The 17,124-nt window shown below is 42.2% G+C and carries 10 protein-coding genes and 2 pseudogenes; 7 read left to right on the top strand and 5 right to left on the bottom strand.

Annotated elements, in window-relative coordinates:
• Window positions 1–99: 99 nt before the first annotated feature.
• The 4 genes and pseudogenes from BZJ21_RS13690 to BZJ21_RS13675 all read right to left on the bottom strand — a co-directional run.
• Window positions 100–1,277, bottom strand: a pseudogene (locus tag BZJ21_RS13690) (IS3 family transposase); the annotation flags it as partial.
• A 104-nt stretch (window positions 1,278–1,381) separates the two neighbouring features.
• Window positions 1,382–2,281 carry a phosphoadenosine phosphosulfate reductase domain-containing protein gene (locus tag BZJ21_RS13685; RefSeq protein ID WP_077670076.1) on the bottom strand — a complete coding sequence of 300 codons (900 nt, stop codon included), beginning with the start codon at window positions 2,279–2,281 and terminating at the stop codon, window positions 1,382–1,384.
• A gap of 18 nt (window positions 2,282–2,299) precedes the next feature.
• Window positions 2,300–5,653 (bottom strand): hypothetical protein, encoded by a 3,354-nt coding sequence (locus BZJ21_RS13680; protein WP_077670075.1) that lies wholly within the window; start codon window positions 5,651–5,653, stop codon window positions 2,300–2,302.
• A 2-nt stretch (window positions 5,654–5,655) separates the two neighbouring features.
• Entirely contained in the window at window positions 5,656–6,612 is a 957-nt protein-coding gene (locus BZJ21_RS13675) for a DUF4007 family protein (RefSeq protein ID WP_077670074.1), read from the bottom strand.
• 216 nt (window positions 6,613–6,828) lie between these two features.
• Here BZJ21_RS13675 and BZJ21_RS13670 point away from each other — a divergent pair, with 216 nt between their 5' ends.
• The 7 genes from BZJ21_RS13670 (at window position 6,829) to BZJ21_RS13640 (ending at window position 16,083) form a co-directional block, all read left to right on the top strand.
• Window positions 6,829–7,662, top strand: a complete 834-nt coding sequence (locus BZJ21_RS13670) for an IS30 family transposase (protein WP_077670073.1) — start codon at window positions 6,829–6,831, stop codon at window positions 7,660–7,662.
• A 167-nt stretch (window positions 7,663–7,829) separates the two neighbouring features.
• Window positions 7,830–10,163: a DUF262 domain-containing protein gene (locus tag BZJ21_RS13665; RefSeq protein ID WP_077670072.1), complete on the top strand. Its 2,334-nt coding sequence runs from the start codon at window positions 7,830–7,832 to the stop codon at window positions 10,161–10,163.
• A gap of 2 nt (window positions 10,164–10,165) precedes the next feature.
• On the top strand, window positions 10,166–12,319 hold the full coding sequence (locus BZJ21_RS13660) for a DEAD/DEAH box helicase family protein (protein ID WP_077670071.1): 2,154 nt from the start codon (window positions 10,166–10,168) through the stop codon (window positions 12,317–12,319).
• A complete protein-coding gene (locus BZJ21_RS13655) occupies window positions 12,319–12,555 on the top strand; it encodes a CxC ATPase DNA modification system associated small protein (protein ID WP_077670070.1) in 237 nt (78 codons plus the stop codon). The genes BZJ21_RS13660 and BZJ21_RS13655 overlap by 1 nt, the downstream gene beginning before the upstream one ends.
• Window positions 12,530–14,590, top strand: a complete 2,061-nt coding sequence (locus tag BZJ21_RS13650; protein ID WP_077670069.1) for an AAA family ATPase — start codon at window positions 12,530–12,532, stop codon at window positions 14,588–14,590. The genes BZJ21_RS13655 and BZJ21_RS13650 overlap by 26 nt, the downstream gene beginning before the upstream one ends.
• Window positions 14,583–15,035, top strand: coding sequence for a hypothetical protein (locus BZJ21_RS13645; protein WP_168169636.1), 453 nt, complete (start codon window positions 14,583–14,585; stop codon window positions 15,033–15,035). The genes BZJ21_RS13650 and BZJ21_RS13645 overlap by 8 nt, the downstream gene beginning before the upstream one ends.
• A complete protein-coding gene (locus BZJ21_RS13640; protein WP_077670067.1) occupies window positions 15,028–16,083 on the top strand; it encodes a cysteine desulfurase family protein in 1,056 nt (351 codons plus the stop codon). The genes BZJ21_RS13645 and BZJ21_RS13640 overlap by 8 nt, the downstream gene beginning before the upstream one ends.
• Here BZJ21_RS13640 and BZJ21_RS13635 read toward each other — a convergent pair.
• Window positions 16,070–17,029, bottom strand: a pseudogene (locus BZJ21_RS13635) (DNA phosphorothioation-associated putative methyltransferase); the annotation flags it as partial. The gene BZJ21_RS13640 and the pseudogene BZJ21_RS13635 sit on opposite strands and share 14 nt — an antisense overlap.
• Window positions 17,030–17,124 lie beyond the last annotated feature (95 nt).

Here is a 17,124-nt window from a genome sequence, read left to right as displayed (position 1 = left end):
GTTATCAAAGGGGTAAAATTCCGAGATGGTGTTCGCGAGCCTGAGGGAGATCAGCAGGACACAGCTTTGGATGCCATACACCAGATTTGACCATAGCTCAGAAAAACTGGCCACCGGTTTATAGTTAATCCAGTATTTTTCCTCTGCCAGGTTCGGACTCATACCGCTATTATGCTGATGTGGCCTAAGTTGGCTGTAATACCCGATTAAATATTTCAGTATATGCGTTTGAGCCTGCGAAAATGAACGGTAACCATAAGTCGGTACCCATTCTGTCTTCAAACTTCTGAAAAAGCGCTCCATTGGCGCGTTATCCCAGCAGTTACCTAGGCGGCTTAAGCTTTGCTTTATTTGGCGTTTCCAGAGTGTCTGACGGAACTTACGGCTCGTATAATGGCTACCCTGGTCGCTATGAAACATCACGCCTTTAGGGCGTCCACGGCTCTCATATGCCATTTTCAATGCGTTACTGGTTAACGTGCTGTCCGGTGACAACGACATTGCCCAGCCAACCGGTTTTCGTGCAAATAAATCAATAACGACAGCAAGGTAAGCCCATCGACTACCGGTCCAGATGTATGTGACGTCACCACACCAAACTTGATTTGGTGCTTCAACGTTAAACTGTCGGTCTAAATGGTTTGGTATCTCAACATGTTCATCGCCTGTCTTCTTGTATGTATGGCTGGGTATTTGGCAGCTCACTAAACCAAGCTTCTCCATCAGTTTGCTGGCACGATAGCGGCTCAGCGGGACATCTTGATCCGTCGCCATTCGCGCAATACTACGCGCGCCAGCAGAGCCCTCATTGTCGCGAAAGAGCTTCTTGACCTTGGCTTCTTCCGTTACTTTTCGGGCACATATCGGCTTTTTTGAACGTTGTTGCCAGTGACGAAAGCTGCTGCGACGTACGCTAAATACCTGGCACAGCTTGTTAACTGGATAGCTCGTCTTGAGTTTCTCGATTATCGAGAATTGTTCAGAGAGTTGGACATCAAGAGAGCGGTAGCCTTTTTTAAAATGTCATTATGCTCCTCAAGGCGCGCCAGCTTTTTCTTTAGCTCCCGAATTTCAATTTGCTCTTGTGTGATGGGGGAAGCATGAGGCGTAACGCCTTGTTGCTCCTGTCTCAGTTGCCTTACCCACTTGTCCATGGTGGATTTGCCGACGCCCATGGCAGTAGCTGCTTCGATAATCGTGTAGTTTTGTTCGAGAACAAGCTCGGCGGCTTCACGTTTAAATTCCGGGCTGAAAGTACGTCTTGTGCGTTTGGTCATGGTTTCACCTGTCATGCTATGAGGCGTATCTTAACACCTCTAATCAGGTGGCCAAATTCACTATGCCACTACACATACAAAGCGCTTTTTTTCGCGGCTTTCACTTATTTGTAGCAAGTGATACAGGCGCCGCCGCCTTCTTCAAGGTCATACATTGCGTCCATATCTAACGTGTCGATGAGCATGCTGTCATCGACCATCGCATGCATACCTAAGCGGCGTTTTCTTTCACGTTGCTTTTTCTTTTCGAACCGAGCCTTTACCTTCTCGTGGTTTTCTTTGATTTGCTTTATACGCTCAGGGTCTTCTAGCGTTTCTAGCGGCTCATTAGGGCCCATCCAGAAGAAGGTTTCACCATTGGTACTGGTTTCTGCTCTTTTCTCGTAAGACTTGGCTTCCTCAAAGGCCTCTGGGTGCTCTTCACGCAGGCGTACCCATTCAATCTTGCGTTGGAAAAAGCAGAACGTACAGCCTGAGCGAGAACGCCAGTCATAGTATTTGGGTAAGCCTAGACCAGCACTATCGAGAATGTCGAGGACTCCCTGCTTTTTTATGCCGTCTTCTGCAAATGGCATTTTAATGGTGAGATACTTTTGGTTTTCATTAGGACGGTAGCCATCTCGCCATGGTTCATCTGCGCGAATACCGACATAAGAAATGACTTCATAGCCATCATTAAAAAAAGGTCGAATCCATTTTTCAAAAGGTTCGAGCTTCATGCGAATCGTACACCACCGTTGCTGACCAGCAGGTAGAAAATTATTGTGTTGCTCTAACCAATAATCGAAACCTTTTTTATCGTTGATGTGCAAAATTGGCTTACCTAGTACAATCTCAAGTTGTTCTAGGTATTCATAGACTTCTGGAAGTTCTTTGCCAGTATCGGTAAAGAAATACTCGATATCGAGTTCAGGATAGTTTCTAGCCATGTATACTGCGAGAGCAGCACTGTCTTTGCCTCCTGATAGGCCAAGGACATGTTTAACCTTACGTTGATCACTCATTAAAAAGACCTGCGTGCGTTAACTTTTCGCTTCGAGCGATTTCCTGAGTAGTTGTTGTAATAGATTGATTTTATGGAAATCGTCAAGTTCCGAGAGCTGATGTTCAATAGTACTCATAGTACTTTCCAGTTCTTCTGTTTCTACTGCTCTGATTTCTCGTTTGAACGATGTCAGTTTACCATCATCCCCTTCCAAAACGAGGGAGACCAACTTTGTTTTACCCGATTGAGAGGCGAGATCGCTGCCACTACGCTGAGACTTAACTACACTTAAAAAGTCCTGGGCGTAATCACTGATTTTGGTTGATGCGGTCTGAAGTATCCCTTCATTCCAGTTCTTTTTTCCGCGTCCAATGACGATTTGAATCATGCTTTCCAGCCATTGTAGCAGTCCGGTGTCACTTTTAGCGAGTTCGCGTGCGAACGCTTTTAAGCGCAAGTCGCCGGAATTCTGCTCGACATACTGGCACATATCTGCAAGCTCTTCGCCACTTTCTGGGAAAATGGTTTTCACCTTGGTTTTAATCGCTGCGAGCATTTGTTCGTGCTTTTGTCTCAACGCCCTAAAGCAGTCTTCTAATAAATCGATTTGACTCGTAAACTCATCAGCACCAAAGGCGATTAACTCTTTTCGTAAATCTTTGATGAGTAGTGTATGCGGGTCATTGGCTTGTAAAAATAGATCTCGGATTCTCAAGTAGACTCTGTTGCGCTCGTCGTTACCTGGGACAATATGGTGCGCATTTTTCACCCAGAGTGGAAGGTTGTGCATAGTCGTCACCAGCGGTGTCGCGACAGAAAGGATGTTATTGGAAACATCACGGTTCGTTTCGGACGCTGTAAAAACCGCTAGATGCTGCAACCACTCTTTCTCATCCTTCGCCAACACGATGTATTTGACGGCAAGAACGCCCGGGCTCTTTATCAGCTTGTGCACATAATCGCTGTCGGGTTCTGCAATGAAGGCAAATTCACCAGACATGTCTTTCTCGTAATAGGCGATTTGTTCGCCCATCGATTTCAAAAACGCGAGCAAAAAGATGGGAATGACACCCTTTGTCAAACCAAAAGGAGCGTTTGCCCAAAGCTCTGCGATTTCTGATAAATCGATCTCGCTGCCCTTGCGATCTTTTAGACGTTTTTCCGCAGCGGCGAATACGGCATTTAGCTTTTTGTCTGGATCACCTCTAGACCAATGCTTGCCCTTTTCACCACCAGCGGAGTGAATAGCGGTATTTTTTAAGCAACTGATATACATTGATTTTTCAGGTGGAAAACCCTCAATACCTAAGTCCTCATGTTCGTCTTTATCAAGCATTGCTTCAAGCAACTTTTTCAAAGCAGAAACCGCCGTACCAGAAAGTTTGTTACGGTTAACGAGCTCATTAAGAATTCTAGGGGTTTGATGGAATATACTGTCAGCGGCAAAGGTGGCGATTTCACTCATCGTTTCTTTGCCATAGACCATTCCATTGTGTATCCATCGCGCATTGTTGAAGGCGGCAGTCAATGCCGCCTCTAAAGCCGATTGAGCGTTAAACGAGCGTGCTCTATGTTCTTCCCGAGCGACCTTGTCATGCGTCAGCGCTGCACCAGTGGCTTTGTCACTTTTAATGAGATCCAGCGCGTACTTTTCATTAGCTAAGCTTATAATTTCAAATGCATTAGGTGAACATGCGATAATCAACGACTTATCATTGCGTGTCAGCTCAAGTAGGCGGTCTTCTGGTTCTTCTTTTAGCAATAACAAGAAATTTGCAAACTCGCCACTTCGGGAACTAATAAGGGCCGGTATATCGATATAGCTGAGTTGCATCGCTACAGTTTGAGCAGCCCATCTCAGTGTACCAAATTCATGATAGTGACCTTTTGCAATGACTTGGGAACTAAAGTTAATACGCTCAACAGCTTCGTGGCTGTTGTGCAGTTGTTCTATTTTCTCTTCCACTAAGCCAGCAATATCGATATCTGAGCCTTCAAATACGACCCAAGACGATAAGTGCTTTCTAAAGACGATGCATGAGGCTTCTTTTAGCCGTTGTAAGCATCCTTTTAGCTGCTTTTTGTCGGTAATCTCCGTTGCGGTAAGAAGTATGCTTTCCGTCGCTGTTAAGTTAGCAGATTTACCGAACAAGGTAATTAATGAGATCGCTTTAAGCAATGCGATGCATTGTGGAGAAAAGTCTTGTTTGAGCGCTTTTCTTATCGCATCCGCCGCAGTTGCCCATCCATGCCCATCAGGGGAGCCCAATATTGCGTGCTCCATATTGGCTTCAAGATAATCCCAAAGATGGCTAAGGTTGTATCGAGCGTTTTGATCGCTTGTTTGTTGTAAGAAAAGTTGGAAGCTGAATTGCTCATACGAGTTCAAAAAGCTGAATGTACTGCGTTCGTTTTGACTAAAGCGCCTCTTGGCTATGGGCCCTAATAACAATGCTGTTAATGGGTGAAGTGGAACACATTGTTCTAGACGCGTGAGTAGCAACTCTTTACGCTGTTGTTTGTCGTCAAGAGCTGAGAGTACGCGTCGGACGAGCTCATCATCACCACTACAGTGTAATGACGTTTTTTTGATTGAGTTACTGATCAGCGCTACCGTTTCATCGGTCGATACATTGTACAGAATATCGCTGTAGCGGCCTTGAATTTTGGCCCATTCATCTTGTAGTTTAGTACCGCGTTCTTTTGCATACTCACTGAATGCTTGATGTAGCAAGCCCAAAAAAATGACTGGAATGTCAAGGCGAGAGAGCTCTTCAGCAATGTCTTGAAATAAGTGTAAATCCCCCCCGTTTCGGTTGATGAACTCTAAGCTTTTCCCCATTTCATCGGCAATGATCAACACACCATCCACATAAGGCGCTACATCATCAAAGAGGGCCTTCCAAGAGCTAATCAGTTCGCTATCACTCTCAACACTGGATTTACGATACTTATTAAGCACTTTGGCACTATTTGTCTTAGGGTGTTCCTCAAGCGCTCTCAGCGTGGCATTCCAAAAGGATTCGACAGGGCCACTGACGCCTCCTACTGAGCGTATTTGTAGCCACCCCTTTTGGTATGGTGTGCTCTGTTCTAATAGCAATTTTGATTCTGTATTAATGGTATTAATTGCAGCACTACGGATACCTGAGTCAGCATGTAATAGACCGGCCATGAGCAGCGCAACTGTCGATTTACCGGAGCCGTAAGCGCCTGTTAATGTGTAAGCGCTTTGTCCGGTTTGGCCGTATTGGCGAAGGAGCGTTTCTACAGAAGCTTGTGCTGTACCGTGGTAAACTAAGCCAGGAAAGAAGTCTGCGCTCAAGTCACTATCGATACGGGTAGAACGTTGGTGGCGTGTAGCGATAGAGTATTGTTTATTGAGAGTCACGCTTACTTTTCCTCTGGTTGGTAGTATTGTTTAAGGTATAGATTTGGATCTATGCTATCGATGCTGCTAAAAGAGTGCTGCACTTGTCTCAAGCCTTGAGTATCGGTCCAAGCAAATTTGCCGTTAGTGAGCGTTTCTACTTGATCCAGCTTGTCACTCAGCCCTGCGGAAGATAGGCGAAATACGCGTCCCGGGGAGCCTACGTCATTTAACAATGCGTCAAAAGATAAGGTATTGACCTTGCTAATCTTATGTTTTTTCTGCATATAATCAATGAGTGCATAGGTGAAAATTTCGACAGGCAAAGATGGACGTCGGGTAAGATCCGCAATGTAGCTTTTAGCGCCCTCTTGTTTTAATAAACCGAGTTCCGTAAACGGAGAGGCAAAGCTGTCTTCGTTGACTTTGTTGGTCTGCAACGATTTGCGTGCATACATTTGTAAAAGACAATCAATGTCTTTGTTTAGCGTTGCTTGTGTGAGTTCTTTTTCGTGATTCGCCAATGCGTCTTTGATTTCAATCGCCAAAGAGTCTTTCTTTAGTTTTATTCCATTGAAATAATTGAAGAAAAACCTAGAGGCATTAAGCTCATCTTTAGTAGGCCCGATAGATTGTAGTAACCAATGCAGGAGCCAAGTTGTGCCTATTTTATCGAGGTATTCATCATACGCGGTATGACCGTTTTTGTGCGTAAACAGCTGCTCAGCGAGCGATGTTAGTTGATAAGTCTGTTTTTTGTTATCGATACAAATCACCAAGTTCAGCGCTCGGATCCAGTGTCGAACAGACAACACCATGTTTTTACCCATGCCCATCGACTGCATCTGTTGTTCGATGTTCGACTGACTAGAAAGGGACTCACCTTTTACAACTTCTTGAATAATCTTGTAAATCCACCCATAACGGATAGGGAAAGTTTGATGTCCGGAGAATTTCAGTGTCGTAGATTCGATGTTCAATGTGCTTACCTTGCTGAATTGGAGATTTTATCCAAACAAAGAAATTATTGTATCAGAAGGTTATTGTATCGAATAGATATAATGCGTGATCTTTGTGGCTGTGGTGATAATATTTTTAGGTTATATTATTGATAATAAGGGATTTATTTCTCTTTCTTAACTCGGTGATGTCGATATTGGTACGCTTCTCATCGCCAAAATCAAAACGTGATTCCCATGAGTTACCAGCAGTTGACCGAAGGACAACGATACCAGGTTTCTGTCCTTTTGGCCCATGGCTGTTCACAAACAGTCATTACCGAAACCCTTTGTAAATCAAAATCAATAATATCGAGAGAGCTAAGTAGGAAAAGGTTACCAGACGGCCGTTACGAGCCCGCTCAAGCTCAGCAGCTGGCGACAGGTCGACGTATACATGCCGCCAAAAGGCGTATACTTTCGATGACAATCGATTTTATTAAACTCTGCCTGGACGTTGATTGGAGTCCAGAGCAGATTAGCCATGTGAGCGCGCGGTTGGGCATGCCTGTCAGCCATGAATGGATTTATCAATATGTGGCAACGGACAAAGCGGCTGGCGGCAAACTGTATAAGTCATTGCGCCAAGGGCACAAACGCTATCATAAGGGCAAAACAAGCAAGCGTTGTGTAATACCAGACCCTGTCTCTATCGATGAGCAGCCAGGCATTGTTGATACCCGTGAGCGTTTTGGTGACTGGGAAATCGATACTGTTTTGGGCAAACACGGCATATGCGCGCTTGCCACCATTGAGCTACTTGGATCGTACGCCGCGCATGTGCACACAATCACAGCAGATAATGGCTCAGAATTTGTCGGGCATAAGGCAATAGCCGAGGCATTAGAGACAGACATTTACTTTGCTCATCCTTATTCATCCTGGGAGCGAGGTTTAAACAAAAACAGTAACGGGCTGCTCAGGCAATATATTCCCAAGGGCACTGACCTGCGTGAAATCACCGATGAAGATGTGATGCAAGCTGTTGCCCGCTTGAATGCTCGACCAAGAAAATGTCTTGGTTTTAGGTAGCCTAACGTTATCTTTAACAAGTTATGTCAGGCTGCAGACGAGAGTGTTGCATTTCGCGGTTGCATCCGCGTATGCGCGTACAATACTATAGTCATGGTATTTATATGGTTTTAATGCCACATAAGGCATGTTTTTTTCAGCATATCAGTTACCTAGGAAGAGCATCTATGCAAAAGTCTCTAGACATTTTTAAAGCGGAGCCTCAATCAGTCTTTGATGTCATCTGTGAGCGAAAAAATACGGGCTTTTATATGCCGGCTTATCAGAGACCATACTCATGGGAAGAAAGCCATATTAGAGATCTATTTTCTGATTGTGAGAGTGTTTTTAGAAATCTTCTTGAATCGCCTGATGCGATTATTTTCCTTGGGTCTATACTGAGTGTTGACGATAGTTCTGGTCTGACAATTTATCCTTTAGTTAAAAGGGATAAACCTACGCACATTAAACTTATCATCGATGGCCAACAGCGCCTTTCTACTCTGATTCTTATTATTCTTTGTCTGAATGAAAGATTGAGAATGCTTTTACCGAGTTTGAAGAAAACGATACATTTGGAACAAGATGAAGAAATCAAAGATGTTCTCGATGAATTGCGACAGGTAGTCTCTCAACTGAAAATTGATACCTCAAATACGGTTGTAGAGACAACCGCAGAACATGAAGTATATAAAAAACTTCCTAAAATTATTCGCTCACAGATCGATTGTTGGGGGCGAAGTGAGAAAAAGGCTCAATATGAAAGTCCTATATCAGAATTATTGGCTGCTTATCAGCGTCACATCGTTGAACAACGAGATAGTTCTGTGTTCGAGCCTTTAAACCTGTCATTGATGAGTGCTTCTGCTAAACGTGTAGTTGAAAACGTCAAAGAAATAAGAAAGCAGCTTGATTGCGTACAACAAGGTTTTCAATTCAAGTCTCCTGAAGGCGAACTAGAAGAGAAAATAAATATCAGCGACTTAGTCGATATTGAAACGTTAGATATATGTTTAGACTTCCCTATTGATAAGGATCTAGCAAAAGCATCTAAGTCGTATGATAAAGTTGCAGAAGTAATTTACATAGCCGCGTTTGCAAAGTTTTTACTTCACCGCGTTTGCCTTACTTATGTTGAAGTTAACAATGAATCTTATGCATTCGATATGTTTGAGGCTTTGAACACAACAGGGGAGCCTCTTACTGCCATTGAAACGTTTGTTCCTAAGGTAGTTGAATACATCGGAGCCCAGAGAAAAAATGGGACTCCCGAAGAAGAAATTGAAGCGTCAATGGGTACTCTCAACTCCATCACGGAGCGCTTTGAAGGTATCATCAAAAGTAAAGAAAAAAACCTTAAAACTAAAGCTCTAATACTTGCCTTTGTTCGCGCATATCAAGGAAAAGTGAAAGTTACGAGCTTAAGAGATCAACGTGATGCAATGCTGAAAAGCTATGAAAACTGTCATTATAAAGACGAGTATTTAACCCAACTTGCAACAACTGCTGATTTTCTATTCGATCATTGGCAGGCTGCGGTGCCTAGTGTCGGAAATCTAGTAGAATCTAGCGAGCAGGATATTTCAAATCTATGTTTACGTTACCTCGTAGATATGAAACATGATATTGTTCAAAGCCTATTGGTACAGTTTGTATTAGCTGATGAAAAGTTTGGAGTAACCGGTACAGAATATTCCGACTTTGCAAAAGTGCTTAAGGCTATAACTGCATTTAGCGTACTTTGGCGTGCGATGAGTGGTGGAGCTGATGGAATTGATGCTGTTTATAAAAAGTTACATGAACGCGGTGTGAGTGTAGATCACAAAGGGTACCAATTGGGTAACGGGCCTCAGACGTCTGATCGATTTAATGCCGATATTATTAAGCGATTTTTTCGGGAAGAGCTAGAAGCAAAGATTAGTTCAAAAGGCTCTCCGAAAGAGGATGTTGATGAAAAGTGGCTTGATATCTGTTCTAAACAACAGATTCTAACTAAGCCGAAGAATACTAATATGTTGCTCTTAGCTGGTATGCATGGCATCGAGCTTAACGGTATCCATCATGAGATTTCAAATAAACCGAGTACTGACTTTCTGACCACTATAATGTGGGAGCTACTTTCTGGTAAAAACGCTATTAAGAAGGTATTTAACGGTGGTTTTACTGAAGGGTGGGGCGATGATAGAATTGCTAACCCAGAAGAGTACAACAAGATCGGTAATGTATTAATTGATGCTCGCAATGGGGTTTCCAGCACGAATCCACCGTCTTGGTACAATCTCAAACAACATCTACTCCAATCTTTATCCAATGATTCGATCGACAACATTGATGATATCTTATTGGCGGAGAGCCAAATTTCTAATGAATCTAAGCGTAATGCTTCAATATTAATGCTAGAAAAAAAGTTTGCAGATATTACGTTTGCGGATGAATGGACGAAGCAACATATTGATGAACGAAGTGTATTACTGCTGACTAACGCATGGCGCAATCTTACTCAATGGCTTGATTGGGAGTGATCATGCAGTTTTCAGCTCTTGGACTTAAAGCTAAGTATGACACCGATGAAGAAAGTATACTGGAGTGTGTACATATTCCCTTGCTCTCTTGTGCAAATCGCTATGATAGAGCTGTAGGCTATTTTTCAGCTGATGTCCTAGTTTCAGCAGCACAAGGGCTGGATCAGTTTATTCATTCTGAAGGAAAGATGCGCCTTATCATTGGTGACCCATTGTCTGATAATGAGTATGAGGCAGTGATGAAGGGAGTATCAAATCCTTGTAAAAAAAAGTCTCTTCAATTAGCTGACTTATTGCTTAGTAGTGACGAAATGAATCTGAAGCTATTGACGTATATGGTGGCGAAAGGGCTACTTGATATTAAGTTTGCCTTCACTCATCAAGGCATGTTCCACAAAAAAACAGGGATCTTTTATCAGCAGGATGAAATTGTTGTATTCAGTGGCTCAGCAAATGAAACCCTGGCTGGATTGTCCAAATATAACTCTGAGGAAGTTTCACTCTTTTTTAGTTGGCGTGAATCTTTTGCTGATTACGGGCAAGTTGAAGTGGATAATTTTAATGCGCTATGGAGTGATACCAAGAAGCGAGCAAAAGTTGTTTCTATTGATTCAGAGGTTTACCAAAAAATTCAATCTGGTGTTGACCTTGACGCATTAAGTAGGGAGTTGTTTCCAGCCTCTTATTCAGCCAAAGCTTCTAAGCCTTTCTTCTCCTATAGCTTCCCTAAGTCGGAACAGAAGTTAGCTAAGTTAAATATTGAAGCTAAGACCCCACGTAAGCCATTGATGGTTAAGAAGAGAGCATTTGAGTTATTTCCTCATCAAATCGAGGCTATAAATAGTTGGCGTAAAGCAGATTTTAATGGCTTGTTCAAATTGGCCACTGGCTCAGGTAAGACATTCACATCCATATCTGCACTGGTAGAGCTGTATGAAGAGCGTCACAAGAATGGTGATGCCATTTTTGCAATAATTAGCGTCCCGTACATTGAACTAGCCAATCAATGGGTAAAAGAATTAGCGCCTTTCAATATTGCTCCCGTTCAATGTTACGATGGCTCTGATAAGTGGGCTTCTGCATTGGATAAAAAACTTCTGCGTTTTCGAACCGGAACTTTAGATTTTATCTGTGTTATTGTCGTCAACAAGACCCTCTCATCAGAATTGTTTCAGTCAAAAATCGCCAAAGTATCACCTGAAGATATTTTGTTAATTGGTGATGAATGTCATCACCTCGGCAGTCAAAATTATTTTGATTCCTTGCCTCCAGCGCGTTATCGAATAGGGTTATCGGCCACCCCCTTTCGTACCGATGATGACGAGATCGAAGGATCGCCATTCCCTGATACAATCAGACAGAATTTACTTTCATACTTTAAAGGTATCATTAGTGAGTACTCGCTAAGTGATGCAATTAAGGACGGTATACTCGCTCCCTACCGTTATGAGCTTGTTCCAGTCTATCTTAATGAAGAAGAGCAACAGCAGTACGAAGAGTATTCAGCTAAAATTCAGAAATTAATTTTGAGGGCAAAGTCTACAAAGTTATCCATTGATGAGCAGTCGATGTTAACTAATATGTGTGGAGCAAGAGCAAGGATTCTAGCAACTAGCTCAGGTAAACTGCCAGCATTAATCTCCTATTTGAAAAAAAATCCAGAGCTGTCATTAATACACTCTTTAATCTATGTGGGAGAAGGTTCAGCACCAGGAGATAGTACCCCATACATAACTAAGGTCACCAATTGTCTGCATGAATATGGTTGTAAGGTTTCCAAATTTACTTCTCAAGAGACAGCGTCAGAGCGAAGTAGGATTATGAATAGCTTCAAAGAGCAAAGGATTGATTCTTTAGTGGCCATGAAGGTTTTGGATGAAGGTATCGATGTTCCAGTGTGTCAAAGCGCGTTTATCCTAGCTAGTACTCGAAATCCAAGACAATATGTCCAGCGAAGAGGCCGCGTTCTTCGAAAAGCAGCCGGTAAACATGAAGCCTTGATTGTGGACTTTGTTATTCTCCCGTTACCTGGGGTAGTGAATAACTTTAGTCAGAATTTACGGAGGGCGGAGTTAGAAAGGATAGAAGATTTTAAAATAACAGCTATCAACCCAAAAGAAATTGAGAAAAGAATCATTGAATTAGGAATTTATTGATGAACCTTAATGCATTTAAAGATTTATTGAAAGAAGTTGATAGGGATACACAGATTGCTCATCAGGACTATTCAAATAAGTCAGCGGTTCATAAAGCCGCACTCCAGATAATGCAGTTTGAGAAAGAGCTGTACTATGGAGACTTAGTGCAATCTCGTCACATTCAAAAGGTCAAAGACATAATTGACGTCAATGCGGAAGATATTGTAAATGAAATTAATAAGACTAGAGATTAATAACTTCCGTCAGTTCTATGGTAAGCAATTTATCGACTTTGCTGTAGATCCAGAGCGCGGAGTTACGCTAATTCATGGTGAAAATAATGGTGGAAAAACAGCGTTGCTTAATGCTCTTCGCTGGTGCCTTTATGAAGAAACTACGGAAAATTTACTGGACTCTAAAAACCTTATAAATAAGCATGCTGCGGAGAAAGGTAAAAATATCTTCAGTGTTTCTGTGCAACTCGAACACCAGAATCGTTTATTTGAAGTTCGGCGAGTTAAAGTGAAAAATGATGCTAGTAGTAAATTACATGTGTACGAAATTGAAGATGGCTGCTACGCGGAAAAAGCTGAGGATAACCCTAACACGATAATAAATACGGTCTTACCAAAAGAGATGTCTCAGTATTTTTTCTATCAAGGAGAAGGTACTGGTACTTTAAGTAGTCAAAACGACTTCTCTCATATCAAAGATGCTATTGATAAAGTATTGGGTTTAATGGTCGCTAAAAAAACGTTAAAACATCTAACGACAGTAAAGACAAATTATCAAAAAGAGTTAAAGAAGTACGATACCAATAAAGAGATCGAGACGTTGTTATCAAATAAGGACGATTTAATTTCAAGTTTGGATCGAGAGAATAATCTTCTTGCACAAAATAAAAGTGAGTTAGAAAGTGCAGAAAAAGAGTTTGAGTTCCAGCTATCTAAGCTTAACCGCTTTAATAAGACATCGATTGAAGAAAGAATTAAACTTCGCGAACAACAAGAAAGATTATTGAATGATTACCAACGGCAGCACAAACAACTATTAAAAGAGAAAATAACCAACACACCTGGTTGGGCATTGGCAGTATTTGGTAAAAAGCTTGCTTCAATAGATCTTTCAAGCATTAATAAAGAAGAAATAAATAAATCACTTCGCTATACCGTGGATAAGCAATTGCTACGTGAAATTATAGATAATAACGAGTGCATCTGTGGTACGCACGTTGGAGAAGATAGTTCGGCAGCTCGGCTTCTAGAAGAGCTTGGTAAACATGCCATCGACCCTGAACTTAAGCGGCGCTGGGAGTTAGCTGTCAAGCTACAAAACACACTTTGTAATCAGCAATTTCCGAGAGCTAGTATGGAAAAGTTATTAGCGGATGTTGATGACCGCGAAGATGGCATACAGGAACTTGAAAATAGTATAAAGGACTTAAGTCATACTATTGTTGATTCTGATATTGATGACATTAAGGTTATCGAACGTGACAAATATTTAGCTAAATCAAGGTGTGATCAACTAAATCGTCAGATTCTACAAATTGAGCAGAGCGTTAGTAAAAAAGAGATTGATATTAAAGATATTGATCGCAGAGTAAGTAGCCTGTCAGCAACTCAGCCTAAAGCTCATAAAGTTCGTAACTTGATTCTCGCAACAGAGAAGATAGTAGAGTTATATGAGGAGGCCATTATCTCTTCACAGGAAGGTGTTGACCAGATCCTCTTAAGCAAGATGCAGTCGTTATTTAACCAAGTGGCTTTTAATGGTTATACAGTTAAAAAAGATACTAGCGTCAAAGGAGGAAGCTTTACATGGGCAATCGTAGATAGAGAAGGTAAACGAGTAGCTGCGGGGAATGGTTATCAAGCGATGTTATCTATTTCGTTTGTTGTTGCGTTGATTGAATTCTCGAAAGATCGTGCGAATAATAAGCAGCACTTGCTTACTCCAGGTACTGTTGCTCCCTTTATTGCAGACTCAATTCTAGCATTTATCGGTCCTGATAATGGTCGAGAACTTGTCCGTTACATTGCGAACAAAGTAGAGCAATCAATATTTATGTTCTCTCAGGCTCAGTGGACAGAAACACATGCTGACAAGGGAATTCGTCATAAAATTGGTAAGGAATATAATCTTGTTCAGCATACAGTGTTGACCGAAGAAGAGTTTAAAGGGCAGTACCCTACAAAACTTACTGTAAAAGGTAATGACTATGATGTTGTACGCTTTGGTAGTGATTTTGATAAGGTAACGATTGAGGAGATCCCTGTTAATGGCTGAAATAATTGATTGGCGTAAACTATCGGTACGCCGGGATGTTCGCTTTGAAGCGTTGGAAGAGCGATTTTGCTCTACAAAAGGGACGAAAAGTGATAACCGAGTCTTTAGTACAGTAAAAGAACTGATGGTTTTTGCGGCATTAGTTGGTTATCAATTAGATGACTTTCAACCACTTGAGTCTAAAGTAAGCACAACCCCAATTTTGCTGGATACCTATGCGACGACAGGTCACGACGCTTATATATATCTTATTGCGCTAGCTAAAGAACCGTCTTTGGATATACTCAAAAATGATAGATTAAGAGATGCTATTGGTATTTTTGAAGGATATTGCAATAGTGGTTTGAAGCACATTGATAGTTGGATTATGAATAATATTGGTGAATCGTTAGTGACTAATATTTTATTTAATCAGACATTAGAGTACTTGGTGGAAAATGGATAACTACTACGACTACGCCGCTTCTACACCAGTGTCTCAGCGTGTTTTAGATGCCATGAAACCTTGGGAGAACGAAAAATTTGCGAATGCCTCGTCAGATCATCAAGCTGGACGCGCCAGCGCGCTGGCAATCCAACAAGCAAGAGAGTGTATTGCTGAGAAGATAAGAGCGCTACCGAGCGAGATTATTTTTACTAGTGGGGCCAGTGAAGCGAACAACCTCGCTCTAAAAGGTTTTACTTTCAAACATCTAGATACAAAAGGCCACATTATTACTTCAGAGATTGAACACAAGTGCATTCTTAATACTTGTGCATTTCTCGAGTCAATTGGCTTCGAAGTGACTTACCTCGCACCGGATAGGGATGGTCGTATCTCACCATCGTCTCTCGCAGCTGAAATTCGAAGTAATACTATTTTGATTTCCATTCACCACGTCAATAATGAACTCGGTACTATTCAACCCATAAAAGAATTTGGTGCGATAGCTTTTGAAAACAATATCCGCTTTCACACTGACGCTGCTCAGAGCTTTTGCAAGTGTGATATCGACGTAGACGATATGGATATAGATATGCTCTCAATATCAGGTCACAAAATCTACGGTCCGAAAGGCATTGGTGCGCTTTACGTGCGGGATGCCAGAGACTCTGAGCTAGTCCCCCTGATTCACGGTGGCGGCCAAGAAGCAGGGTTGCGAGGCGGCACTTCTCCAACCCCTTTGATTGTTGGCCTAGCGGCCGCGGTAGAATCTTATCCAACGAAATCAGATTCTATCGAAAAGCAATTTCTCGACGTTATCGCAAAGTTTGACTTTACAAGAAACGGCGGTGTGTCGGTAGTGCCGTCGACGTGGAGCGTTACATTCCAAACAGATAAAGAAGTGAAGCGCTTTATGAGCGATTATCCTTGGCTGATTTCTCAAGGTTCTGCATGTAATGCGCTCTCAAATGTGGCTTCACATGTCCTAACAGCAATTGGGATGTCCGAAGAAACCGCCCGGCGAACCTATCGCATCAGCCTGCCTCCGCACCAGATTAGCGAGAGTTGAGCCTAAAGCCGGAGACGGTTTTTCCAGCTTGAAGCAAACGCTCTTCGTACATTTGCCGGTGTAATATGACTTCATTAGTTGCTGTAGTCCCTAAGAGCTTTGATAATCGCAGATCAAAGTTCTTTTGCTTATTATATTGATCACTCTGTGTATCAAGCAACAAATGTTTATTGAGTAAGGGTGGGCGCCGCCCTTTATCAACATAGTCAAAAAAATCGATATCTTGTTCTGCCATCTTTATCTTCGTTCTTTCGACTAAATACGGGACTGATTTTTCAAAATCATCATATTGAGTCAAGGTAAGCTTACCAGAGTTGATATGTATTTTGATCAGGTCAATGGAGTCATCGAGTTCGCCGTACATCTGCAATGCAGCGCCAACATAAACGCGTAAAAGAAGCGGTAACTTTTCTGTATAGCTTTTGTGGAAAATCAGAGAGTGCCCTTCTTTGAGGATGCTCGCCGGTAATTGATGGTGAGCTTTGACACACTGCTCACCAATGAGCTTCGTATCCGCTATCGCAAAAAGTAGCTCGGTCGAGAGATTAATAGCTGTACGATGATCATCGAATAAAGCTTTAATATCACGCCTTAGGCTTTTAGGCTGTTGTGTGTAGGGTTTCCGTTTGTCAAATAACCCCATAGAGAAATAGACAAGTAGGTCCTCTTTTCGGGATTTTTCTGCATTGAAAAATTCCCGGGTATCGAACATTTCCTGAAGCAAACCAAACACTTTTTTATGAGAACCAATTAGACTTCTCACCTCTTCCGAACGGTTAAATTCGTCATTTGCCGGCACCCGGCCGAGCTCGAGGCACACGTTCCAAAAATCGTCAAATAGAGCGCTGTTTTGGCTGATCACCAAGTTGGCTTTGTCTTTACTCTCAATAGGCTGAGGTGATGTCAGTTGCTGCCAAGTATGGTGCCGTTGGTACTTACTTTGTAAGCGGTTAATAAACCGGTGAACGCCTACTCAACATCACTGAGATCCACACACCATGGCATCAGATCTGACATATCATCCGATGGCGACCGTTTGGG

Origin of the sequence: Salinivibrio costicola subsp. alcaliphilus (assembly GCF_001996185.1) — a bacterium.
Taxonomy (GTDB): Bacteria; Pseudomonadota; Gammaproteobacteria; order Enterobacterales; family Vibrionaceae; genus Salinivibrio; species Salinivibrio costicola.
Note: the sequence above shows the minus strand (reverse complement) of the source record. Positions and strands in the feature narration are given on the sequence as shown.

Bases quoted from the DNA above. Each gene is read 5' to 3' on its own strand.
- BZJ21_RS13685 (WP_077670076.1), bottom strand. From the start codon at position 2,281: ATGAGTGATCAACGTAAGGTTAAACATGTCCTTGGCCTATCAGGAGGC.
- BZJ21_RS13670 (WP_077670073.1), top strand. From the start codon at position 6,829: ATGAGTTACCAGCAGTTGACCGAAGGACAACGATACCAGGTTTCTGTC.
- BZJ21_RS13665 (WP_077670072.1), top strand. From the start codon at position 7,830: ATGCAAAAGTCTCTAGACATTTTTAAAGCGGAGCCTCAATCAGTCTTT.
- BZJ21_RS13660 (WP_077670071.1), top strand. From the start codon at position 10,166: ATGCAGTTTTCAGCTCTTGGACTTAAAGCTAAGTATGACACCGATGAA.
- BZJ21_RS13655 (WP_077670070.1), top strand. From the start codon at position 12,319: ATGAACCTTAATGCATTTAAAGATTTATTGAAAGAAGTTGATAGGGAT.
- BZJ21_RS13650 (WP_077670069.1), top strand. From the start codon at position 12,530: ATGAAATTAATAAGACTAGAGATTAATAACTTCCGTCAGTTCTATGGT.
- BZJ21_RS13645 (WP_168169636.1), top strand. From the start codon at position 14,583: ATGGCTGAAATAATTGATTGGCGTAAACTATCGGTACGCCGGGATGTT.
- BZJ21_RS13640 (WP_077670067.1), top strand. From the start codon at position 15,028: ATGGATAACTACTACGACTACGCCGCTTCTACACCAGTGTCTCAGCGT.